Source organism: Candidatus Palauibacter australiensis, from assembly GCA_026705295.1.
GTDB lineage: Bacteria > Gemmatimonadota > Gemmatimonadetes > Palauibacterales > Palauibacteraceae > Palauibacter > Palauibacter australiensis.
The window spans coordinates 1-21,783 of the sequence record JAPPBA010000068.1; the positions used below are offsets into that span (position 1 = coordinate 1).

Below are 21,783 nucleotides of genomic sequence, written 5' to 3' on the forward strand. Positions count from 1 at the left end.
CTCCTCGTATCTTGAAGGAGGGGATGAACAGGAACAAAGCCATGGCCATCATGGCAGTCGTTGTTGCGACCGCAGCCGCTCTTGGTATGAACACCGCCACGCCCGCCCTCGTCTTGGCTGTCATTGAACTCATCAGCCAGTTCATCTCAGACGATGACGAGTAGTTGTTGGGCGGCCCGGTGGTTTGACGTGAGGAATCCTCTCAGCCTGCACGACGGGCCGATCGACGTCCGGCGCTTCCTGACCGCTTGGTCGGGCCGATTTCAGAGCCAAAAGCCTATCGACCCGAGAGAATAGGAGGGCAGACATGGCATCGAGCACGAGCGCGTTGAACAAGAGCAACCTCATCGTTCCCCTGGCCCTGATCGTCACGATCATCGGGTCGGCGTGGTGGGTGACGAGCAGCGTACGCGGAGCCGTCCAGACCGTCCGGTCGGAGCTGGAAGCGATTCACGTCGCGATCGACACGGAACTCGACGGCATCCGCGATGTGGCGGAGTCGGTGCGCGACCGCCTGGCCGACGTGGAGGATCAGGCCGACGCCATTCTGCGCAACCCGCTGGACCTGTTCCCTCGGCCGTCCGCGTCGCGGTAAGATCGGCAGCCGGCGGCGAACTGCAGTGGATCCCCTATCCGCGTCTGAATCAATGGTCACGCTGGGGATCGATCTCGCCTCGCAACCGAAGCGAACGGCCACCTGCCTGATCCGTTGGGATCGCGGGTCGGCGCGCATCGAGGCGCTATCGCTGGGCGCGACGGACGCCAACCTGCATGAGCTGTTCGGGCGTGCGGACAAGATCGGCATCGACGCCCCCTTCGGCTGGCCCGCGCCCTTCACCCGGGCCATCGCCGCCTACTCGGCAGAGACGGTCTGGCCTTCCGCCGACGTTCCCCAGCTTCGGTTTCGACGAACTGATGAGTTCGTGAGGGAGCGGCTGGGTCGATGGCCGCTGAGCGTCTCGTCGGATCTCATCGCGGTGCCCGCCATGCGAGCCGTCCGCCTGCTCGCGGAGGTGGCCGCCGCTGGTGAAACCATCGACCGGAGCGGCGGCGGCCGCTTCGTTGAAGTCTACCCCGCAGCCGCCCTCCACGTATGGGGCTTCCCCTCGCGCGGCTACAAGCGCACCAAGGGGGCGGCGGTTCGGGCCCGGCTCGTAAGCGATCTCGCCGAGCGAACCGCGGACTGGCTCAATCTCTCCGAAGAGTATTGGGCCCGGTGCAAGGCCTCCGACGACATGCTCGATGCGCTCGTCGCGGCCCTCGTGGCCAGAGCGGCCTCCAAGGGCTGCTGCGAGCCGATTCCGCCCAGCGACCGCGAGCTGGCCAAGGAGGAGGGATGGATCGCGCTACCGCGAACCGGAAGCCTCGGGCAACTCGCGTGACTGCGCCGAGCCCTTGCCTAGCGGAGAACCGGTGACGAAGCGCGGCTGCTCGCTCCCTCAACATCTTACGTCAGCGGACCTCCATCACCGCGCCAGCCTCGGGGTCTCCTAGTCGCTGGCGCACATGCCGCAGCGTCTCGGCGTAGAACCGCCCAAGCTCGTCTTCCCGTGCCCGAACGTCGCTTAACATGACGCCGAGGTAGATGACCGCGCCGGGCTGGTCCGTGGCCGCGAAGAACTGAGGTTGGATGATCCCGGCCGAAACGATCCGGTCGTACTCGTGGAGCGATTCCTGAATGGCGTACGTGAGGGAGAGCGTGGAGAGAATCGGCAAATCGAAGTGCCGCACGGCTTCGGTCACGCTGGCCAACTCCCACGCCGTACTCCTCAGCGGCGTGAGGCCGAGCCCTTCCGGCAGTGCTCCGCTGATCGAGATCCTCTGGCGCTCGCCCCCTTCGGCAGCCCGCTGATTCTCGACAAGCCCCGGCAGGATCCGGTCGTGATAGGCCATGCGACGCTCGAGCGCCACGGTGTTCTCGGCGATTTCCGCGGCCAGGGCGTAAAGCGTCTCGTTGACGAGTCGGCGGTGGTCGACGTTCGTCATCCATTGATCGAAACCGAGGGCAACGAGAACGCCGACCACGATCACCACGAACTCAAGCGCAAGACGACCGAAGGGGATGCGTTGGGTCAGACGACCTCCATCCCCTGCCTGCGCTCCCTTGGAACTTTCTTCCGACATCACCTGCAAGCCTTTCGGGCTGGCGACGCATCCCCCCGAGGGACGCGTCTACACAGAGATTTCCCTGAACTGGCCTCGCTGCATCTCGCTGACTGCCGAGCGGATTTCGTCAATCCGCTCTCGAATGCGCGGCCAAGCCGTAGACTGCAGGACGAGCACCGCCACCGCGCGGGCCGAGAGATCCTGTTGGTGCCGGAGGCTCTGGTCGGTCGTGATCAGGAGGTCGTAGCCGTGCTCTTCGGCTCTGTCCAGCAGGGCGCTGTTTCGAAGTCCGGACCACCCGCGCTCGTAGGCGGTATCCACGCGGTGGCCCTCAAGGTGCCGCCTCAGCGGCACTGGAGTGCCCTGGTCGAACAGGATCTTCACTGACCACCGGCGCCCGCCAGCGCTTTCACTTCGTGGTCGAGGACGGACTCGACATGCCAGCGCTCCACGCCCTGGAACCAGTCAAGAAACTGCTCAATCGAAGCCCCCGCCCGCAGGTTCTCGAACAGGGCACTGACCGGGACTCGGGTCCCCGCGAAGACCCAGGCGCCGCTGACCTTCCGCGGATCACGCTCAACCGCGTCACATTCTTTCCAGCTCGACATGTGGGCACCTCGTTTCTTGACTCCCGCACCGCTCGGAGGTGGTTGACACCGGGAATCCTCGGCACGGCCTATACGGCGACCTCGATCTCGCGGATCACCATGCCAGCGGCGTTCTCGACCGCCACGTCCAGGTACTCGCGGACTGCCTCCGCGATGTTCGCCAAGGCTTCCTCCTCGGTCGTCCCCTGGGACGCACAACCCGGTAGGCCAGGAACCCAGACGGAGAATCCCTCTTCGGACTCTTGAAGCGCTACCCGGTATTTCATCTTCCACCTCCAGGGCCGTCAGCGAACGATTCAATCTAGCCTCGGTCAGGTTTTTCGCCATCGTCAGCGGACCTCCATCACCGCCCCAGCCTCGGGGTCTCCGAGTCGCTGGCGAGGCGACGCTCGAGCGTTACGGTGTTCTCGGCGATTTCCGCGGCCAGGGCGTAAACTCAAGCGCAAGACGGCCGAAGGGGATGCGATGGGACAGGCGACCTCCACCCCCTGCCACTCTGCCGCCCCGCCCGATAGCGAAAATCGCCTTGCAACCGCGACGTGGGATCGGGTTGCAAGGCGATTCGCTTATCCACCCAACTGGGCGTCGACCGCGACCGCGGACAGCAGTGCAAGGCCCGCCCCCACCGCGAACCCGAGCACGAGCCATGCCAGGTTGACCAGCTGCTTACGCGTCGTATCGCCGATCGCCGCCAATGGCGACATGAAGTCGGGCCGGGACTGAGGGTCTTCACCTTCCTCCGCGGACTCCGAATCCGTGCTCAGCCCGCTCGTCAGGGCCTGGCGAAGGCTCCTGCTGATGCGTCCGGCCATCAGGAGGGCGAGCACGAAAAGCAGCAATGCGAGCCCACCGACCGCGTCCGACACGACGATCACGGTCATTCCCGCGATCCCGAAGAGAACGCCCATCACGAACACGAGTCGGAAACGCCCCGGGAGGCGGTCCGACTCCTCGCTTTGAGCGTCCAGGTAGCTCTTCACTTCCAGCTGAGAGATCTGGCTGGCGAGGGCGCCCATCAGGAGGCCGAAGAGAATGATCCAGAGCGCCGCGGCTCCGGCGGTCGCCATGGCCATTGTGAAGAATGTGGTAAGCCCGAGGCCGGCAACCGGCAGGACCAGCGACGGGATGCGCTTCGAACGTTCGGTCATGGATCCCCCCGGAGTACTCGCAGGATCGAACGCGATCCCCCGCCACGTCAACCTCATCGGCGGGCCGGCGCAGCGACGTGTGCGACCCGAAGAAACATCTGGAAGCAGCAGCTAGAGAGGGTGGATCGAGTGGCCGCTGGACCGCTTCTTCCCCATACTCCGCCACGGCTTCACCGGTGGCGACAACGAGGGTGGCTACAGACGAGGGACGGGAGAATGACAACGGAACGTGAAGGATCGAAACGGACCCCCGGATCGCCGCGTGGAGGGGCGCTGTCGGCCACCGCGGCACTTGCCGCAACCCTCCTCGGCTGCGGTTCTCCCTCGGGGGGCGACGTGGCCCCGCTCCGTTTCGCCGTCGCCAGCTACCAGCACGAGACCTGCACCTTCTGCCCCGGCGGCGACACCGAAGTCGATGACTGGCTTCGCTTCAGCGAGCCGGTTTCCGGGGACGCGCTGCTCGGCGCCGGCGACTACATCGGCGGCTTCGTCCAACGGGCCGGCGAGCTCGGGGACATCGACCTCGTGCCGCTCACCTCGCCGCTCGGCGTCTTCGGGGGCTCGTCGCGCAGCTGGAACACGCGGGAGACCTTCGAGCATTTCCTCGACGCCATGCTGGCCGAACTGGAGGCGCAGCTGCCGGTCGACGGGGTCTTTCTCGCGCTGCACGGGGCGATGGCCGTGCGGGACGTCCCCCGCCCCGAAGCCGAGATCGCCCGCCGGTTCCGGGAGCTCGTCGGCCCGGACGTCCCGATCGCCGCGACCTTCGACCTCCACGGCAACGAGGACGGCGAGTTCCTCGAGCACGCCGACTTCTCCTTCGTAACCAAGCGCTTCCCCCACTACGACTCGTACATCCAGGGAGAACGCGCGGCCCGCGCCCTGCGGCTCGCCGCGCGGGGCGAATACGAGCCCACGACCGCCACCCGCAAACCCGGCGTCATCACCGCCACCGTGCTGCAGTGGACCGGCCAGTCTCCCGCGATGGACATCATGGAGCGCGCGCGGCGCTGGGAGGCGCGCGAGCACGACGCCTACGTGAGCGTCTTCTTCGGCTATCCCTGGTCGGACGTGCCCGACGTGGGCGCCACCATCCAGGTCATGACCAACGGGGACCAGGCGCTCGCGGACCGGATCGCCGACGACATGGACGACTTCATGTGGCGCGTCCGCGAGGACTTCGCGCTCGGCAGCTTCCCCGGCCCCACCGAGGCCGCCCGGACCGTCGCGGGCGCCATCTCACGCGGCGAGACCCCCGTCGCGGTCGGCGACTACAGCGACCGCCCCGGCGATGCCACACACATCCTGAGCGCCTTCGAGGCGGCCGGCATCGGCAGGGTGCTCTACGGCACGATCACCTCCCCCGCCACCCTCGACGCCCTCGCGGCGGCCGACGCCCGGCCCGGCGACCCGTTCGATCAGGAGATCGGCGGCTTCACCCCCTCCGGCGGCTCCCCCCATCGCGTCACCGGCACGCTGGAGTACTTCGGGGAAGGCTTCGGCTACGACCGCATCGCCGCCATCTCCTTCGGCGACGGCAATGTCGTCTTCCTCACCCCCGCCTACGAACAGGTCCTCTACCCGGACGAATTCCGCTTCGGGACCATCGACCCGGCCGACTACGATGTCTTCGTCGTCAAGTCACGGATCCACTTCCGCCGCGGCTTCGACGAAACCGGCTACGCGCCCACCGTTCTGGTTGTGGAGGCGCCCGGGCCTTTCGTGGGCACCGTCTTCCTCGACGCGCTGCCCTACGAGCATGTGGACCTCAGCGGCCTCTACCCGTTCGGAGTGCCCGAGAACCGGCGGTGAGGAACTATGCCGGCTCGTTCCCCGGCTTCCACTTGATGTTGCACCCGATGCTCGCGGTCTGCGCGGCCAGCGGCGCTCGCCCCTCCAGCAGGGCGTCCGCCGCCGCGCGCAGATCCTCGCCGGTCACCCGGACCCCGCTGTTCGGGCGGGAGCCATCGAACTGGCCCCTGTACACCAGCCTGCCGTCGCCATCGTACAGAAAGAAGTCGGGCGTGCAGGCCGCGCCGTACGCCTTCGCCACCTCCTGCGACTCGTTGAAGAGGTACGGGAAGGTGTACCCCACCTGCTCGACCTCCTCCGCCATGCGCTCCGGCGAGTCCGCCGGATGGGTGGCCACGTCGTTGGCATTGATCCCGACCACGCCCAGCCCGCGAGCCTGGTAGTCGCGCGCGAACTCGGCCAGCCCGTGGCGCAGGTGTATCACGTACGGGCAGTGGTTGCAGATGAAGGCGACGAGCAGCCCGCCCTCCCCGACCACATCGGACAGCGCCCATTCCCGACCGGACGGATCGGGCAGGCGAAAGTCCGGCGCCGGCGTTCCCAGCTCCACCATGGTCGAAGGCGTGAGCACCATTAGGTCATCCCCATCCGCAGAGGTTGAACGTATCCAGTTCGACGATCTCGAAGAGCCGCGTCCCGCTCGGCATGCACGAAGCTATGCGAAGGGGCGGGGGCCGGCAGCCCGGCCGGCGCCTCACCGAACGCGCCTCTGGAAGCAGTGCCGCCCCGCGCCGTGCGCCCACACGTCCCGAAACGCGACGTGCGCGGCCACCGGATCGTCGAGGCGGGCCGCAATGGGCGAGCCCGGGCCGTGGCAGCCCTGACAGCTCCTCTGAACGATCGAAGAGCTTCCCGTTGCCCCCCCGGAATCCGTCGCGAAGGTGGCGCACACCTCGTAGCGGCCGTCGTCGAGCGCCCGGTACTCGTACAGCTCCGAGCGGGTGGGGTCGCGGGTGCTGATGTTCAGGCCGGGCTCGGCCGCCAGGTCGTCCAGCGAGGCCGGAAGCCGCCCGTGTCGCGTCCAGTAGAGATCGGCAGCCGCCGTGATTTCGTGCAGGTCGGCGAGTCGCCGGTCGTCGATCCGGCGCTCGCGCTCCTCGGCGGGAGATCCCAGAAAACCGATTCCGAGCGCCACCGCCGCGGCCACGGCGGCTCCCGAGACGCCCAGCACGATGGATCGCGTCGAGCGCTTCATGCCGCCGCCTCCTCCCTGCGCACGTCGCGGAGGAAGTACCCGAACAGCGAGCCGGTGATCGTGCCGACCGTGAGGACCTTCAGGGCGAACCGGACCGTGAGTTCGCCGCCAAGAAGGTTGTAGACGATGCTCGTGACGACGCCGATGAGCGTGGCCGCGCCCACGAAGAGGGACAGGTACGTCAGCGATTGCCGAACGCGCGACAGCCGCCGGCCCGGGTCCTTCCGGACCGCGCGATCGTTCGTCCAGAAGACGAAGGCGAAGACGGGAAACGTCGCGACGAGGAAGGAGATCGACCACCGGATCTCTTCCCGCGCCATCTCGAGTGCGGCCGCGGGGGCCAGGGAAGGATCGGGAAACGCCTGGTGGATGAACGCGAACAGGAGGCTCCCGAAGCTGATCGCGCTCCCGTACAGCGTGCCGAAGAGAACGAGGTAGACGAAGGCCTCGCGAGCGGACAGGTACGGGGCGGGACGCGGGACGGGAATCGGAAACGCGACATCGGCGAAACCGTCCAGGGCGCGTCGGACCTGGTCCCGCGGCCAGCCCGCCTCGAGAAGCACCCCCTTGAGTTGCTCACGGGGCAGGCTTCGCTCCAGGCCCGCCTTCAGGAATCCGGTAATCTCCTCGTTGCCGGCCATCTTCCCTTCCCTCCTTCGAGTGGTCGATCCGAGCTTGTTGACGCCGTCAACTTAGTGGGCCACGTTGACGATGTCAACATTGCTGATCAACCCGAGACGGATACCTTGGCCGCATGACCCGGGAAAGCACCGCGTATCATCACGGAGACCTGCGGGCGGCACTGCTCGCCGAAGCCGCCGCGATGATCGACGAGGGAGGGACCTCAAGCGTGACGATGCGCGAGATCGGCCGGCGCCTCGGCGTATCGCGGTCCGCCGCCTATCGCCACTTCGAGGACAAGTCCGCGCTCCTGGTCGCGGTCGCCGCCGCCGGTTTCGACCGTCTCCGAGACCGCCTGGAGGCGGTGGGCGCGGGAGCCCCGGACGCGGGGATCGAGCACCTTCCGGAGGTCGGCCGGGTGTACGTGCGGTTCGCGCTCGAAAACCCGGGGCACTACCGCCTGATGTACGGAAAGGAAGCGATCACCCGCGAGGACCACCCCGAACTCCGCGAGACCGCGAACGCCCTGTTCGACGAGCTCGTCCGCATCGTCCAGTCATACCAGGAGAGCGGCACGATCAGGCGAGAGGACCCGCACCTCCAGGCCTACGTCGCATGGGGCGCCGTACACGGCCTCGCGTCACTCCTGATCGAGGGCCAGATCCTCACCGCCGTGGACGTCGACGCCCTGATCCGCCAAACCACCTCCACCCTCCTCGACGGAATGCGCGCCAACCGCTAGAGGCCGTACGCGTAGGCGTCCCACCGTGGACCTCCTTCCAGTCGGCCATGGTTGGTGCGCTACGGCTACGCGCTGCACTCGGAGCGGTCGCTGGATGATCTGCTCATGTACCGGGGGTTGGCTGGGGGGGCGGGCCGCGGTGCCTCACGATGGATCGACGAGGACGAAATCTATCGGACCCGAGCTTTCATGTGCCATCGGCCGGCACCCGTCGCAATCGGCGGTCGGGATGCGTTGTACAGGAGTCCCCGGCGCGCCGCGTGCCGCGGGGTCGACGGACGCGATTCCGTGTTCCGGCCGGTTCAGGCAACCAAGGAGGCGTGTAGCGATGAGGACCCGTTCTGCCCTGCTGGGCCTCTTGACGTTGGTCGTGTGCGGGTGCGCGAGCATTCCGAGCGAGGCGCCGGAGCTGTCGCAGACCCTCGGTCAACGGATCAAGGCGCTGGAGAACGCCAACATCACGCTCCTGGAGCGGTACTTCGACCTCAAGCGTCGGGATATCGACCGCTTTCTCGCCGAGAAATGGGTGCCGCGGTTCGCCCGGAACATCTTCGGCAACCCGCAGGTGGCCGCCGAGTGGCGTCGCATCGTCGAGGACGGGAGCGAGGCGGACCGCGTCCAGTTTCTGGTCGATGCCGGCCCCGCCCTTCAGGTGCAGATCAACGAGAAGCGTCTCGAACTCGTGGCGCCGCTCGACGCGCTGGAGCGTCAGGTCGGCCGGAGCATCAAGCGGGCCTATGACGAGGCGGCGGCGATCAACAACACCCTCACCAGCTTTCTCTGGTCCGCGGCCGAGGTCGCCGAGAACCGCGATCGCTTTCTCGAGGCGACGGGTGTGACGGAGGACCGGGTGTCCGGCGTGATCGATGGCGTCGACACCGCCGTGTCGCGCCTGGTATCGGGCGCCGGCGAGGCCACCGAGTACCTGGAAAAGCTCGAAGAGATCAAGACCACGATTGCGGGCAGCTGACCCGCTGACCCACGGCACGGGAGAACGCCCCATGGGCCTGGACTGGAGCAAGATCGCCGCGGAGGCGGCCGAGGAGACCGACCGTCAACTGGCCGGCGATATCTCGTCACTCACCACGATGACCGACCGCGAGATCGAGGAGCTGTTCCCGACCCACGACGACAAGCAGCGGCTGGCGGAGCTGATGGAGATCGTGAACGGAGCAGGCTCGCGGAACGAGAAGGTCACCCGCATCGTCGACAATATCGAGGACCTGGCCGGCACGGTCCTCACGATCGCCGGAAAGCTGGGCTAGCTAGAAGCCGGACCGGGTGAGCGTGATCTCGAGCCTCTGCAGCCCGCCGCTCCCGTCCCCCGGTTGGTACTCGATCGTTCCGGCCAGCCTCGACCGCCCCGTTGCGGCGCCGGTGAAGGTTCCGACGAGGGTCCCCGCCAATGTGAGCGAGACATCCTGTGTCAGGGCCTGGTTGGGCCGCTGCGTCGCCGATCCCGCGAGCGTCCCGGAGTTCTCGAACTCTCCGGTGGTACTCGTGCGGATGGCGTAGGAGCCGGACAGCGCCCCGTCGTCGTCGGTCAGCCGGATTCTGAACCCCCAGGCCCCCAACTGGCCCTCGTAGGTGCCGGTGATGTTGTCCCGCGGGGGGAGCGGCTCGGGCGGAGGCGGCTCGGGCGGCGCGGACGACTCGCCGCACCCCACGAGCAAGAGCACCACGGCTGCGTATCTGAACATCGATCTCCTTGATCCGGCGCCCCTCGCCGAAGCGCACAGAGGGTTCGTTTCATGACCAGCCTCTACCCGCTCACGTGATAGAGGCTCGTCAGCCGCAGCGTCCGTGGGGGACGCACTGCTGACTTCCACCATAGACCCCTGCAGAGGCGCGATCCACCCCTCGGGCTTGACGGAACGTGGTGAGCGTTTTATTCGTAACCATATGGTTACCTTTTCTCGACAGCTGGACGCGACCTTCCGGGCGCTGTCCGATCCGACCCGGCGGGCGATCCTGGCGCGCCTCTCCGAGGGAGAAGCGACGGTCGGCGAACTGGCGGCGCCGTTCGACGTGTCGCGGCCGGCGATCTCGAAACACCTGCGGGTGCTGGAGCGGGCGGGGCTTGTCGACCGGACGCGCGACGGACGCACGAGCCGCTGTGCGCTCGACGCCCGACCGATGCGGGAAGCCGCGGACTGGGTCGCGACATACCGGGAGTTCTGGGAGGCCGAGCTCGACGCGCTGGCCTCCTATTTCGAGTCAGGAGAATCCGCATGACGATCGATCCTGCACGGACGGTCCGCCTCTCGAGAGTGATCGCGGCCGCCCCCGAGACGGTGTTCCGGGCCTGGACCGACCCGAAGCTGGTGGTGCGCTGGCACGGCCCGCGCGGCGGCAGGATCCTCGGCTACGAGCGCGATCTTGTCGAAGGCGGGGCGTTCACGCTTCGCATGGAGGTGGAGGGAGGGAAGATCTACCAAGTGTTCGGCACGTACCGGGAGGTCGATTTCCCTCGGCGGCTCGTCTACACGTGGGACCTGGAAGAGGCGGAGGACTGGGTCGGGGAAACCCTGGTGACGGTCGAGTTTCTACCCGAGGGGGAGGCGACGCGAATCGTCCTCACTCACGAGGGCTTCCCGACGGCGGAGGACACGGAAGGCCCCCGCGGCGGCTGGGCCGGATGCCTGGAGGCCCTGGAACTCCTGTTCGCTTGATCCCCCGGCCCGGACCCAACCGGTAGTCGGACCTGCCGCCTGTTCAGGGCTATCAGCGCTGGGCGGTTACCTGAGTCACGTCGTACCAGTTCACGCGGCGCTCCGGGATCACGCCGCCGACGTCGCGCTGCACCAGGACCGCGAGCGTGTTCCCCAGGACATCCATCGCCACGACCTTGTCCGCTACCTGCAAAGTCAGGGCATACTGGGGGCCCTGCTCGGTGAGTCGGAACATGTCGATGTAGCTGAGGGCGGGGATCACATCGTCCACCGAATTCCAGTGCGACACGGCCCAGAATCGACGTGCATCATCCACCACCCGGGCGCCGTACCAGACTTTGGGTCGCTCCCGGATTTCCTCCTCGCTGGAGAACGGACGGAACCCGCCCGCCGGCTGTGAATTCAGCCACCCCATTAGCGCCGCCACATCCTCGTCGGACGGATACCGCTCGACGTACGTCGACCGCACGATGGTCGTGGGATCGTCCGCGTCCCGGTCGGCATACCAGACGAGGAACTCGCCGAAGCACGTGACGAAGAGAAGACCGCCGCTTCCATCGGAGTACCCTGCCCCGAGCCGAGGGCGACCCCGGCCGGGCCACGAGGTCGAGCAATCCACGACATCCGCCTCGTCCGGGAGCGTCCGTTCCCATATCACATCGCCCGTGGCGACGTCGATTTCCGCTTGTGCGGAGGAAGAGCCGGTACCCGGATCGAGCCTCATATAGCGGGCGGTCATCGTCCCCCCTACGGCGGAGGGATCGCTGTAGCTCAGGAAGGTCGGAAGCCCGGGCGTGGAGGCCATGAACTGGCCGGACGGCGAGAACAGGGACACACGGTTCAGCCGTCCGTCCACTACGCCGACCGTTCCCGCCGGTCCGCGCAGAATATCGTCCAGATCCGTGAACTCGCCCGGCCCTTCACCTTCTGTGCCGAACGTGAACGAGTCGCCAGCGGGATGGGTACAGACGACGCGGTACCAATACGTCTCGACGACGCACGCCGTGCCACCCTCCAGCAGGACGACCTCGTCGCGCTGGCTCGGAGGGGACACGACGGAGGCATACGGATCGAGCCGCACGTAGGGCGAAGCGGAATCGCTCGGCTCGCCGCAGGCGGCTGCGAGCACGGTAGCGATCGCGATCCCCCGCGCGGGTCGCATCACCCGATCGCGAACACGAGGCCGCCCTGGAAGGCCACGTGGCCGGTCTTCTTCCCTTCGTCGTCGATTTCGGCCAGGCCCCGGGCGTAGATGACCTCGAACGCCAAGCCGAGCGAATCGGTCATTCTCACCTGGAACCCGCCACCGATGGCGAGTCCGAAGTCGGTTGACTTGACCGCGCTCACTCCGCCCTCCCCGCACGCCACTTCCGTGTCCTGCGCGCTCGCCGTGCGCCCGGCGCCCCCGGCCCCTCGCGCGCCGACGCGGTTGGGTATCCCCGGCGGGACCTCGGGGCGGAGGGGCCCGGGATCGACGGACATCACCGCCACCTGGCACGAGAGGTTGAAGCCGACGTAGGGCCCGGCGAGGAAGCCGAAGCTGAGAGCCCCCCCTTCGGCGTCACTGCCCGCGCGGAGGAGCGCGGAGAACTGCAGGTAGTCCATCTCGGCGATCGCCTCGGTGAGCGACCGGCTCGCCGTGATTGACGGCGGGACCTCCGCGGCGCCGCCCTTCTGGACCAGTCCCAAGCCGATGCGCACGCCCAAGCCGCCGCTCAGCGGAACCCCCGCGTCGACCCCCACCACGATCCCGCCTCTGGGCTCGTCGAACGCGGCCCCGCCTCGCGTCGGCGCCCCCTCCCGGGACAGGGTTGCGGAACCGAGGCCTCCCCTCAACCCGATGGTCGTCTGCGCCGTGAGAGGCGCGGCCGCCAGGGCGAGACCCAGAGCCAGGGCTTGGATGGCGGCTTGCGCGGAATAACGTCCTGCGGACATGGCGTCTCCCTCCATGCGAATGGCGTACGCTGGCAGCCACCCACGGACCCGATGGGGCGGCCCTTCCCCTCCCCATTCTCCCCGGTTCACCTCCGATCATCAACCGGCGCGCTGTTGAGGCGTCTTCCCGCCTTCGTATTATGTATGAAGACGGCTTGAAGTCCCTTCGACCGCATCCTTCATCACTCCCACACATCCCAGGTCTCCGACCCATGATCGACATTAACGAAATCGGTGCGACCGCCTTCGTCATCGCCTCCATCCGGGCGCTTGAGCCCGAGAAGCCGCGGCCGCTCTTCAACGACCCCTACGCCCCGTGGTTCTCGAACGACCGGGCGCGCACGGCCGCCCGGCAAGTGGACGCGGCGTTCCCGCCCTCGACCACCATGGTCCGCTTCCGCACCCGCTACTTCAACCGGTTCGTGGAGCAGGGGATCGTGGACGGGGCCCGGCAGGTCGTGCTGCTCGGGGGCGGCTTCGACATGCGCGCGCACCACTACCATGACATGGGCGTCGCCTTCTTCGAGGTGGATCAGAAGGCGGTCCTCGAATTCAAGCGCCACGTCCTGGCGGACAACGGCATCGAACAGCCGCCGTCGCTCTACGTCAACTACCTGGAGGCCGATGTTCCCGGCGGCCTGGCCGATCTCGGCTTCGACCCCGCGGCGCCCACGCTGATGGTCTGGGAGGGCAACACGATGTACCTGCCCCCCGAGAGCATCCTGCCGTTCCTGAACCGGCTCGCCGACGCGATGCCGTCGTTCCGCATCGCCTTCGACTACTTCTCGGTGGACCTGCAGCGCCGCGACTTCGACTCCGACGAGGACCGCAGGCGGCTCGAGGGCGTGGAACGGGCGATGCAAGCCTCGTTCCCCACCGGCTTCCCCGACCTGACGGTGTTCGAGAAGCAGGCACCGTTCGAGGTGGCCGAGTCCGGCACGTTCGCGGAACTGGCGGAAGAATACGGCCTGGGCGAGATGGTCGCCGAATACCCCGAAGACTGGCGCGAAACGCTGAAACTATACCGCTACTGCATCCTGGAACGGCGGTAGGCTATCTGCCTGATTCGGACCACACGATCACACTTCGACTTCTCTGAACTGGCCTTGTTGCATCGTGTGCACGGCCGAGCGGATCTCGTCGATCTTCACTGACCACCGACGCCCGCCAGCGCTTCCACTTCGTGGTCGAGGACGGACTCGACCTGCCAGCGCTCCACCCCCTGAAACCAGTCGAGAAACTGCTCGATCGAGGCACCCGCCCGCAGGTTCTCGAACAGGGCGCTCAACGGAACCCGTGTGCCCGAAAATACCCAAGCTCCGCTGACCTTCCGCGGATCACGCTCCACGGCGTCACATTCCTTCCAATTCGGCATCAGGGCACCTCGCTTCCAAGCCCAGGGGCCGGCTCCACAACACCCGATCCTTCAAAGGTAGCATCGACGCGACTAGCCGGAATCGTCAGCGTCGGGGTCGCACGGGTCGCAGGTCGTGTACCCCGCCGAGGACGATGGGGCTCATTGCCGCATCAGTCACGGGTTCCGTGGCGGTCGAAGAACTCGTCGGTGCGCGCGGGGAGGAGGAGACGGTCGGCGATGGCCGCGATCTCTTCCGCCTCCTTCCACGCCTGTTCCAGTAACCAGAGTTCACCCTCGAGCGCGCGGCGCTCCTGCTCTTCGTGAAGGGACATTTCGAGCGCGAGGCGGGTGGGCTTGGACATGCTGCGGATCCGTCCCCTCCGGCTGAGCCTGCCAACACGAGCCCGGTTGGCCACGTCGGCGAGGAACCGGCTGGGGTGGCCGCTGGATTCGATTTCTGCCACGGCCCTTTGGACGGCGGAGCGGGAACCGCCCCATCCGTTCAGGTGGGGGACGATGGCGGCTGCCACCCGGCGGGCGTCTTCGCCTGCGAACCAGGCCTTCCGCCCCGAGCGCTTGATCTCGACGCCGAAGCCCAGGTCGGCATCGTCCGGCAATATGCGAATGGACGCAAGGTCGAGGAGTCTGAACTTCGCGACGTTCTTGGGAGTGACGACGCCGTCCTCGCCGGGCTTTCCGCCGACCCGGACCCTGGCCATCGGGCGGAGGTAGGCCCATGCGACGATCGGCCACCAAGCGGCGACCCCCCACGCGGCCGCGACCGGCAAGGAGAGCTGCAGACCAGCCAGCAACCACCCGCCCCCCAGGCCGGCGGCGGTGCCGAGACCGGCACGGCGCATGCGCGTGCCGAACTGGTCGCCGTACCGCCAGGCGGCGAACTCACGCCGCGGCGGCTTCCCGATCCGCACCAGGTCCAGGCCTTCCCGGTGGCGTGCAATGCCGATGTTGCCGGTCGAGGCGCGGGTGCGCGTGTCGCGGAAGATGCGCTCGCAGGTCTCGATTGCCTCCCAGCGCTCCTCGAGCGGGGTCAGGTTCCACCGGTGGCACTTCCTGCACACCACCCAGAGCCGCCCCTTCGCCGAGTCGAAGGCGAGCCTCCGTCCGACCGGGAACTCCTCTACCACCTCGTTGGAGTCGAGGGGCTTCTTGCAGAAGATGCAGGTCTTGTACACACGCTCGTCCTTGTACACGCGCTCGGCGTCGGCCGTCAGGCGCCAGGCTGAAGTTGCCACGAGACGTTCCCGCGGGAACGTCCGTCAAGCTTCCGCGAGATTTCGCCGAGGCGCCCCAGAGGCCGGCGCCGTCCCCCGAAGGCGCCGCCGACCGGCGTTCCTCTTCTTGTCACCGTCCGGTTGGATCGCCGATCATGAGATCCGACAGGGGAAGGTCCCGCTCACCCCCGGCAAGGGAGCGAATCGATGGTTTCCGTGTTCAGTCTGTGGCTGCCCATCCTGGTCTCCGGCGTGCTCGTGTTTGTCGCGAGCTGCGTCATCCACATGGTCCTCAACTACCACCGGCACGACTACCGCGCGCTCCCGGATGAGGACGGCGTCATGGACGCCCTGCGCGGCTTCGAGATTCCCGGCGGGACCTATTCCGTCCCGCACGCCGCGTCCCGCGAGGTCCTCATGAGCGAGGCGTTCCAGGAGAAGGTGAAGCGGGGCCCGGTCGCGTTCATGACGGTGCTGCCCCCCGGCCATCCGCTCATGCGGAGCAGCCAGCTCGTGCAGTGGTTCGTCTACTGCCTCGTCGTGAGTCTGCTCGCGGCGTACGTCACCGGCCTCGGGCTCGGACCGGGCGCTGAGTACATGTCGGTCTTCAAGGTCGCCTCGACCGCCGCCGTCATGGGATACGCGCTCGCCCACGCCCAGAACGCGATCTGGATGTTCCAGGGCTGGCCCGCGACGGCCCGCAGCATGTTCGACGGCGTCGTCTACGGCCTCCTGACCGGCGGCGCCTTCGGCTGGCTGTGGCCCTGACCCGGCCCTGAGACGGCGCGGAGGTGGTCGCGGATCGCCTGCTCGCTGAGCACGGTGCGGCGGCGGCACTCGCTGCTCCACTTGAGGCCGTGGACCGCGGAGACGGCGAACGCGCCCGCAATGATGGCGGAGCCGATGCGGTTCCGGTCGTAGGCCTCGTCCGTGTCGAACGAGGCGCGCGATTCTCCCCAGATTCCCGCGGCCTGGCCGAGGTGGCCCAAGCCGACGACGCCGTCGATGATCGGCGCGGCGATGCTGCGGGTGCAGTCGCCCTGTGCCACCGGTCCGGGGGCCCGGGGCGGTCTCGTCATGAAGAGCATCGAGCACCCGCTCGAGAGCAGGGCGATGGCGAGAACCGCCGGGAGCGCGAAACGACGTTCACCCGACAACGAACACGATCCCGCTCTGCAGGGCCAAGTGACGGTTTCTGGTTCCGTCGTCGTCGATACGGGAGAGGCCCATCGCATAGATCACGTCCAGTGCTAGGCCGAGTGACTCGCCCAGTCTTACTTCGGCCCCCGCCCCGAAGGCCAATCCGAGATCGGTGGACGTGAAGTCGGTGCCCCCTTCCTTGAGGCAGGACGCTTCCCTTCTCCAAGCCGGAGACTGACTGGAGGGCTGCTGCTGCCCCGATCCGGGCGGAGAGTAGCGTGTCGTCACCGCGATTTTGCACGAATGGTTCAGGGCCACGTAGGGCCCGGCGAGGACGCCGACGTTGAGAAGCCCGCGCTCGGCGTCGGCACTCGCGCGGAAGAGTGCGGAAAACTGCACGTAGTCCAACTCGGCGGTCGCCACGACGAACGCTCTGCTCGCGGTGACCGACGTCGGTGTGTCCGCGCCGCCGCCCTTCTGGGCCAGCCCCATGCCGACCCGGAGATCCACGGTACCGCTCAGGGGGATCCCGACGTCGATCCCCGATACGGCCCCGAATCGGGATCTGTTTACTTCCCCCCGTTCCACCGGCGGCGCATCCCGGGACAGGGTTGCGGTGCTGATGCCTCCCCTGAGGCCGATGGTCGTCTGCGCGGCGAGCGGCGCGGCCGCCAGCGAAGTGAGAAGGGTGACGGCGAGCGACGTTGTCAGAACGGACACGAAGACTCCTTCTCTGCGGACGTGATCCGGTCGAGCGGGTCCACCCTGGTTGACGACTGCTCCGTGCGCCGGGTCACCGCAGGAGGCGCTATGGGCGCAGGCGGAAGCGCTGGATCTTCCCCGTGGCGGTCTTCGGCAACTCCGCCGCGAAGCGGATCCACCGGGGGTACATGTAGCGCGGGAGGGCCTCCTGGCAATGCGCGACGAGTTCGGCCCGCAGCGCGTCGGCGGCCGATGGCGCGCCCGCCGTCTCCCGGAGCGGCTCCGACAGCACGACGTGCGCCTCCGGCTTCACCAGGCCGTGGTCGTCCTCGCGGCCCACGACCGCCGCCTCCAGCACCGAGGGATGTTCCACGAGGCGGGCCTCGATGTCGAACGGAGAGCACCAGATCCCGCCCACCTTGATCATGTCGTCGGCGCGGCCCTGGTAGTGGAACCAGCCGTCGGCGTCGCGCACGTACTGGTCTCCCGTACGGAGCCAGCCGTCGACGATCGTTCGTCCCTCGAGTTCGGGACGGTTCCAGTAACCGGGGGTCGTCGAGTCGCCGCGGATCTCGAGTTGCCCCGCCTCGCCGGGCCCCGCCTCGGCGCCGTCTTCGTCCACGATCCGCGCCTCGTAGCCGGGGACGACGCGGCCCGTGCTTCCGGGCTTCACGTCGCCCGGGGCGTTGGAGATGAAGATGTGGAGCGCCTCGGTGGAGCCGATCCCGTCCAGGATCTCGAGCCCCGTCGCCGCCTTCCAGCGGCGGAAGAGGTCGGGGGGCAGCGCCTCGCCGGCCGAGACGCAGAGCCGGAGCGAACTCAGATGGGGACCGCCCTGCCCCGCCGCGCCGCCGCGAGCTGGGCCGCCGCCCCCCGCGCCGGCCTGGTCCAGCGTCTGCAGCTGGGCCGCGTACAGCGTCGGCACGCCGAAATACGCCGTCGGGCGAAGCGTTTCGATCGTCTCGAACGTCGTCGCGGGCGTCGGCCGCCGCTCGTCGAGGATGGCGGTACCTCCCACCCACAGCGGAAAGGTCATCGCGTTCCCGAGCCCGTAGGCGAAGAAGAGCTTCGCCGCGGAGTAGCAACGGTCGTCCTCTCCCAGCCCCAGGATCCCCACGGCGTAGTGCTCGCAGGTCGCCGGCATGTCGCGGTGGCGGTGCGGCACCCCCTTGGGACGGCCCGTGGTGCCCGAGGAGTAGAGCCAGAACGCCACGTCGTCGGGCCTCGTGGTCGCCGCCTCCAGCTCCGGAGGGGCCGCAGCGACGTCGTCGAGCACCCCGCCCTCCGCTTCGAGCGCGAGCCCGCGGGCGCCCGTGCGCGCCGCCGCCAGCCCCGGCACGACCTCGGCCGCGAACTCCGGCGAGTAGACGACGGCCCGGCACTCCGAGTCGGCGATGATGAACGCGAGATCCCGCGCCCGCATGAGGTAGCTCACGGGCACGGGCACGATCCCCGCCTTGATCGCCCCCCAGAAGAAAAAGAAGAACTCGGGACCGTCCTTCACGACCATGAGCACCCGGTCGCCCGGCGCGAGCCCGAGCCCGAGGAGCGCGTTCCCCGCCTGCGCCACCCGCCCCGCCAGTTCCGCGTACGTGACCGACACCCCGGCCTGCGCGACGGCGACCTTCTCGCCCCGCCCCTCGGCCACATGCCGGTCGATGTACCAAGAGGCCGCGTTGAACGTCTCCCCATACCGGAGACGCGCGGGGACCACCGAACGGTCGATTCGCATCGGCGGCTAACCGCTACAGTGGAGCAGGGACCAACCGGATGGGACGCCAAACCATAATCGTATTTTACATTTGGTCAGACCAAACGGAAAATACGGCTGCGGCGAAGGCCTCGACTTCGCGGGGTGACGCGAGGCGCACGAACCGGATTTGCGCCCAGCGCGGGTCCGACATGCACGCGAGCATGTTTCGCCGCTTGCGCCTGTGCTGCGTGATGATCCAGGCGAGGAGCGAGTCGTGCCGCCAGACCAGGAGGTGGCGCCAGAACCACTCCCGGTTCGTACCCCAAACCAGTTCCCCGGATCGCGAGCGTCGCCACGAGCGGCGGAGGAAGCGCCCCACGAGGAGCGGCAGCGGCAGGTCGAGCCAAACGACGGTATCGAGGCGCGGCCACAGCACCCGCCGGGAGAACTTCTCGTAGGAACCCGCGACGACCCAGCGTTCCCCCCGGGTCGCGTCTCGGATTCGGCGCTCGAACCTGTCGGGGTCCGTCTGGTTCAGCCCGACCCAGCCCGGCAGCCAGTTGAGCGCGTCCAGTTCCACGAACGGCGCACCCATCGCCTCCGCCAGCCGCGCCCCGAGCGTGCTCTTCCCCGACCCGCTGTTGCCCACCACCTGCACGCGGTCGCCGATCTCGGCGTCCGGCGCGATTCGACTACCATGAACTCGGCGGATCATGGTCGGCAGTCTACGGTGGAGCGCGCCGGGATGCTTGCCGGTCGGTCGGGGCGAGGGGCACAATGGCGGCCGGATGCCCGAGCCGAGGGCCGGCGCCCGATGTCCAACTCCGAACTCCAATCCCGGGAGTCATTTCAGATGCGCGACGCAGACCGAATCGATACCTCGCGGCCACGGTGGCCGACGTTCCGCCGCGGCCGGGCGCCGCTCTCGCTGGGTGCGTTCCTTGCGGTCCTGTTGCTCGTCGGCGGGTGTCAGGCGGGCGACGCCGGGGATGGCGCCGAAGCCGGTGCCGCGAGCGGTGCGGCGAGCGCGTTCATCGAAGCGGGGGGCGCCTTCCCCGACGGGTGGCCGTTCGCGGCCGAAGACGCGCCGGTGGCCGCCACCGAAGGCATGGTCGCTTCGACGGATGAATTCGCCTCGCGCGTCGGCATCGAGATCCTCGCGGCCGGGGGGAACGCGGTCGACGCGGCGGTCGCCACGGGACTGGCGCTCGCCGTCGTGAACCCGGAGGCCGGCAACTTGGGCGGGGGCGGGTTCATGATGATCCGCCTCGCCGACGGCACCGTCTTCGCGCAGGACCACCGCGAGAAGGCGCCGCTGGCCGCCACCCGCGACATGTACCTCGACGAGGCCGGCAACGTGACCGACCTCTCCGTCCTGGGACACCTGGCGGCGGGCGTGCCCGGGACGGTGTCCGGGCTGTGGGAGGCGCACCGGCGCTTCGGCGCGCTCGAGTGGACCGACGTGGTGCAGCCGTCCATCGACCTCGCGCACGGGTTCGAGGTCACGACGCGGCTGGTGTCCACGCTCGACGCGGCCCAGGAGGGGATCCGCGCCTTCCCGCACAGCGCGCGTATCTTCCTCCCCGGCGACGCCGTCCCCGGCATCGGCGCCACCTTCGCGCAGCCGGATCTCGCCGCCGTCCTCACGCGCCTCCGCGACCAGGGGCCCGACGACTTCTATCGCGGGGAGACCGCCGCCCTGATCGTGGCGGAGATGGAGCGCGGCGGCGGCATCATCACGCTGGAGGACCTCGACCGCTACGAGACGGTGTGGCGCGAGCCGGTCGCCTTCGACTACCGCGGCTACACGGTACATTCGATGCCGCCGCCCTCCTCGGGCGGTCTCACGATGGCGGCCATCGCCAACATCCTCGAGCGCTGGGACCTGGGCGCCATGGGGTGGAACAGCCCCGAGACGATCCACGTCATGGCCGAGTCCTTCCGGCGCGCCTACGCCGACCGCAACGAGTACCTCGCGGACCCGGACTTCGTCGAGCTTCCCGCCGGCGAGTTCCTGTCGGAGGCCTACGCGGACAGCCGCGCGGCGACGATCTCCACGGAGCGGGCGACCCCCTCCGCCGAGGTCAATCCCGGGATCGACGCCTTCCTCGACGAGAGCCACACGACCCACTACGCCGTCGTCGACGCGGAGGGGAACGCGGTCGCGGTCACGACCAGCATCAACTCGTGGTACGGCGGCAAGGTCGTCGTGGACGGGGCGGGGTTCTTCCTCAACAACACGATGGACGACTTCGCGTCCAAGCCGGGCACCCCGAACCAGTTCGGCCTCGTGCAGGGCGAGCGCAACGCGATCGGCCCCGGCAAGCGCATGCTGTCGGCCATGAGCCCCACGATCGTCGAGGACGCGGACGGCGACCTCTTCCTCATCACGGGCACTCCCGGCGGCGCCACGATCATCACCACGGTGCTGCAGTCCATCTTCAACGTCGTCGACCACGGGATGAACGTTGTGCAGGCGGTCCACGCCCCGCGGGTGCACCACCAGCACCTCCCGGACCTCGTCTTCCACGAATACGGGGGACTGGGGGGCGCGGCGGCGAGCGCGCTGGAGGCGCTGGGACACACGGTCCTCGAGCGCGACCCGGGCCCGCCGGACGCCTACTTCACCGGCGGCATGTCGGGCGACCTGCAACTGATCATGGCGATGCCGGACGGATCCTGGACGGGCTGGTCCGACCCCCGCCGCGGCGGGACGGCGCTCGGCCGCTAGGGTCCCGGCCCCCGGGGGCGCGCGGCCCCCCCCCGACCCGTCAAGAGCGGCTGTGCGGTCGACGGCAGGGCGGTTACGTTGCCTTTCCC

28 protein-coding genes are annotated in these 21,783 nt (G+C 68.3%); 11 read left to right on the forward strand and 17 right to left on the reverse strand.

Going from position 1 to position 21,783, the window contains the following annotated elements:
• Window positions 1–307 precede the first annotated feature (307 nt).
• Both OXN85_04725 and OXN85_04730 read left to right on the forward strand, forming a co-directional pair.
• Window positions 308–595 (forward strand): hypothetical protein, encoded by a 288-nt coding sequence (locus OXN85_04725; GenBank protein MCY3599261.1) that lies wholly within the window; start codon window positions 308–310, stop codon window positions 593–595.
• 52 nt (window positions 596–647) lie between these two features.
• Window positions 648–1,382, forward strand: a complete 735-nt coding sequence (locus OXN85_04730) for a DUF429 domain-containing protein (protein MCY3599262.1) — start codon at window positions 648–650, stop codon at window positions 1,380–1,382.
• A 70-nt stretch (window positions 1,383–1,452) separates the two neighbouring features.
• Here OXN85_04730 and OXN85_04735 read toward each other — a convergent pair whose 3' ends face one another.
• The 5 genes from OXN85_04735 to OXN85_04755 form a co-directional block, all read right to left on the reverse strand.
• Complete coding sequence (locus OXN85_04735) at window positions 1,453–1,986, reverse strand: hypothetical protein (protein ID MCY3599263.1); 534 nt, start codon at window positions 1,984–1,986, stop codon at window positions 1,453–1,455.
• Between the two features lie 186 nt (window positions 1,987–2,172).
• Window positions 2,173–2,490 carry a hypothetical protein gene (locus tag OXN85_04740; GenBank protein ID MCY3599264.1) on the reverse strand — a complete coding sequence of 106 codons (318 nt, stop codon included), beginning with the start codon at window positions 2,488–2,490 and terminating at the stop codon, window positions 2,173–2,175.
• On the reverse strand, window positions 2,487–2,714 hold the full coding sequence (locus tag OXN85_04745; protein MCY3599265.1) for a DUF433 domain-containing protein: 228 nt from the start codon (window positions 2,712–2,714) through the stop codon (window positions 2,487–2,489). The genes OXN85_04740 and OXN85_04745 overlap by 4 nt, the downstream gene beginning before the upstream one ends.
• Window positions 2,715–2,782: 68 nt before the next feature.
• A complete protein-coding gene (locus OXN85_04750; protein MCY3599266.1) occupies window positions 2,783–2,980 on the reverse strand; it encodes a type II toxin-antitoxin system HicB family antitoxin in 198 nt (65 codons plus the stop codon).
• A 300-nt stretch (window positions 2,981–3,280) separates the two neighbouring features.
• Window positions 3,281–3,862, reverse strand: coding sequence for a hypothetical protein (locus OXN85_04755; GenBank protein MCY3599267.1), 582 nt, complete (start codon window positions 3,860–3,862; stop codon window positions 3,281–3,283).
• A 216-nt stretch (window positions 3,863–4,078) separates the two neighbouring features.
• Here OXN85_04755 and OXN85_04760 point away from each other — a divergent pair, with 216 nt between their 5' ends.
• Entirely contained in the window at window positions 4,079–5,674 is a 1,596-nt protein-coding gene (locus tag OXN85_04760; protein ID MCY3599268.1) for a M81 family metallopeptidase, read from the forward strand.
• A gap of 4 nt (window positions 5,675–5,678) precedes the next feature.
• On the opposite strand, the gene OXN85_04765 is transcribed toward OXN85_04760, so the two are convergent.
• The 3 genes from OXN85_04765 to OXN85_04775 all read right to left on the reverse strand — a co-directional run bounded on the left by OXN85_04765 (window position 5,679) and on the right by OXN85_04775 (window position 7,510).
• The gene (locus OXN85_04765; GenBank protein ID MCY3599269.1) at window positions 5,679–6,248 is read right to left on the reverse strand and encodes a thioredoxin family protein; all 570 of its coding nucleotides are present in this window, start codon (window positions 6,246–6,248) and stop codon (window positions 5,679–5,681) included.
• Window positions 6,249–6,368: 120 nt separating this feature from the next.
• Window positions 6,369–6,869 (reverse strand): hypothetical protein, encoded by a 501-nt coding sequence (locus tag OXN85_04770; protein MCY3599270.1) that lies wholly within the window; start codon window positions 6,867–6,869, stop codon window positions 6,369–6,371.
• Window positions 6,866–7,510 carry a DUF5671 domain-containing protein gene (locus OXN85_04775; GenBank protein ID MCY3599271.1) on the reverse strand — a complete coding sequence of 215 codons (645 nt, stop codon included), beginning with the start codon at window positions 7,508–7,510 and terminating at the stop codon, window positions 6,866–6,868. Before OXN85_04775 ends, OXN85_04770 begins: the two co-directional genes overlap by 4 nt.
• Before the next feature lie 113 nt (window positions 7,511–7,623).
• Between OXN85_04775 and OXN85_04780 the strand changes: the two genes are divergently transcribed.
• The 3 genes from OXN85_04780 to OXN85_04790 all read left to right on the forward strand — a co-directional run bounded on the left by OXN85_04780 (window position 7,624) and on the right by OXN85_04790 (window position 9,497).
• Window positions 7,624–8,232, forward strand: a complete 609-nt coding sequence (locus tag OXN85_04780) for a TetR/AcrR family transcriptional regulator (GenBank protein ID MCY3599272.1) — start codon at window positions 7,624–7,626, stop codon at window positions 8,230–8,232.
• Between the two features lie 328 nt (window positions 8,233–8,560).
• Window positions 8,561–9,202: a hypothetical protein gene (locus tag OXN85_04785; protein MCY3599273.1), complete on the forward strand. Its 642-nt coding sequence runs from the start codon at window positions 8,561–8,563 to the stop codon at window positions 9,200–9,202.
• Window positions 9,203–9,233: 31 nt separating this feature from the next.
• Window positions 9,234–9,497 carry a hypothetical protein gene (locus OXN85_04790; GenBank protein MCY3599274.1) on the forward strand — a complete coding sequence of 88 codons (264 nt, stop codon included), beginning with the start codon at window positions 9,234–9,236 and terminating at the stop codon, window positions 9,495–9,497.
• On the opposite strand, the gene OXN85_04795 is transcribed toward OXN85_04790, so the two are convergent.
• The gene (locus tag OXN85_04795) at window positions 9,498–9,932 is read right to left on the reverse strand and encodes a hypothetical protein (GenBank protein ID MCY3599275.1); all 435 of its coding nucleotides are present in this window, start codon (window positions 9,930–9,932) and stop codon (window positions 9,498–9,500) included. It abuts the gene before it with no gap.
• A gap of 202 nt (window positions 9,933–10,134) precedes the next feature.
• On the opposite strand from OXN85_04795, the gene OXN85_04800 reads away from it, so the two are divergent.
• Together OXN85_04800 and OXN85_04805 are read left to right on the forward strand one after the other, a co-directional pair.
• Entirely contained in the window at window positions 10,135–10,467 is a 333-nt protein-coding gene (locus OXN85_04800; protein ID MCY3599276.1) for a metalloregulator ArsR/SmtB family transcription factor, read from the forward strand.
• Complete coding sequence (locus OXN85_04805) at window positions 10,464–10,904, forward strand: SRPBCC domain-containing protein (protein ID MCY3599277.1); 441 nt, start codon at window positions 10,464–10,466, stop codon at window positions 10,902–10,904. Before OXN85_04800 ends, OXN85_04805 begins: the two co-directional genes overlap by 4 nt.
• Before the next feature lie 52 nt (window positions 10,905–10,956).
• On the opposite strand, the gene OXN85_04810 is transcribed toward OXN85_04805, so the two are convergent.
• A complete protein-coding gene (locus OXN85_04810; protein ID MCY3599278.1) occupies window positions 10,957–12,066 on the reverse strand; it encodes a hypothetical protein in 1,110 nt (369 codons plus the stop codon).
• Entirely contained in the window at window positions 12,066–12,839 is a 774-nt protein-coding gene (locus OXN85_04815; protein MCY3599279.1) for an outer membrane beta-barrel protein, read from the reverse strand. Before OXN85_04815 ends, OXN85_04810 begins: the two co-directional genes overlap by 1 nt.
• 212 nt (window positions 12,840–13,051) lie before the next feature.
• On the opposite strand from OXN85_04815, the gene OXN85_04820 reads away from it, so the two are divergent.
• A complete protein-coding gene (locus tag OXN85_04820) occupies window positions 13,052–13,891 on the forward strand; it encodes an SAM-dependent methyltransferase (GenBank protein MCY3599280.1) in 840 nt (279 codons plus the stop codon).
• A 95-nt stretch (window positions 13,892–13,986) separates the two neighbouring features.
• Here OXN85_04820 and OXN85_04825 read toward each other — a convergent pair whose 3' ends face one another.
• On the reverse strand, window positions 13,987–14,214 hold the full coding sequence (locus OXN85_04825) for a DUF433 domain-containing protein (GenBank protein ID MCY3599281.1): 228 nt from the start codon (window positions 14,212–14,214) through the stop codon (window positions 13,987–13,989).
• A gap of 152 nt (window positions 14,215–14,366) precedes the next feature.
• Window positions 14,367–15,449 (reverse strand): hypothetical protein, encoded by a 1,083-nt coding sequence (locus OXN85_04830; GenBank protein MCY3599282.1) that lies wholly within the window; start codon window positions 15,447–15,449, stop codon window positions 14,367–14,369.
• 186 nt (window positions 15,450–15,635) lie between these two features.
• Here OXN85_04830 and OXN85_04835 point away from each other — a divergent pair, with 186 nt between their 5' ends.
• Window positions 15,636–16,196, forward strand: coding sequence for a hypothetical protein (locus tag OXN85_04835; protein ID MCY3599283.1), 561 nt, complete (start codon window positions 15,636–15,638; stop codon window positions 16,194–16,196).
• Here OXN85_04835 and OXN85_04840 read toward each other — a convergent pair.
• The 4 genes from OXN85_04840 to OXN85_04855 form a co-directional block, all read right to left on the reverse strand.
• Entirely contained in the window at window positions 16,151–16,585 is a 435-nt protein-coding gene (locus tag OXN85_04840) for a hypothetical protein (protein MCY3599284.1), read from the reverse strand. The two genes, OXN85_04835 and OXN85_04840, sit on opposite strands and share 46 nt — an antisense overlap.
• On the reverse strand, window positions 16,575–17,288 hold the full coding sequence (locus OXN85_04845; GenBank protein MCY3599285.1) for an outer membrane beta-barrel protein: 714 nt from the start codon (window positions 17,286–17,288) through the stop codon (window positions 16,575–16,577). The genes OXN85_04840 and OXN85_04845 overlap by 11 nt, the downstream gene beginning before the upstream one ends.
• Window positions 17,289–17,376: 88 nt before the next feature.
• Window positions 17,377–19,002, reverse strand: coding sequence for a benzoate-CoA ligase family protein (locus OXN85_04850; GenBank protein ID MCY3599286.1), 1,626 nt, complete (start codon window positions 19,000–19,002; stop codon window positions 17,377–17,379).
• Window positions 19,003–19,066: 64 nt separating this feature from the next.
• Window positions 19,067–19,678 (reverse strand): adenylate kinase, encoded by a 612-nt coding sequence (locus OXN85_04855; protein ID MCY3599287.1) that lies wholly within the window; start codon window positions 19,676–19,678, stop codon window positions 19,067–19,069.
• Window positions 19,679–19,816: 138 nt separating this feature from the next.
• Between OXN85_04855 and ggt the strand changes: the two genes are divergently transcribed.
• Window positions 19,817–21,694 (forward strand): gamma-glutamyltransferase, encoded by a 1,878-nt coding sequence (gene ggt / locus OXN85_04860; protein ID MCY3599288.1) that lies wholly within the window; start codon window positions 19,817–19,819, stop codon window positions 21,692–21,694.
• Window positions 21,695–21,783: the final 89 nt, after the last annotated feature.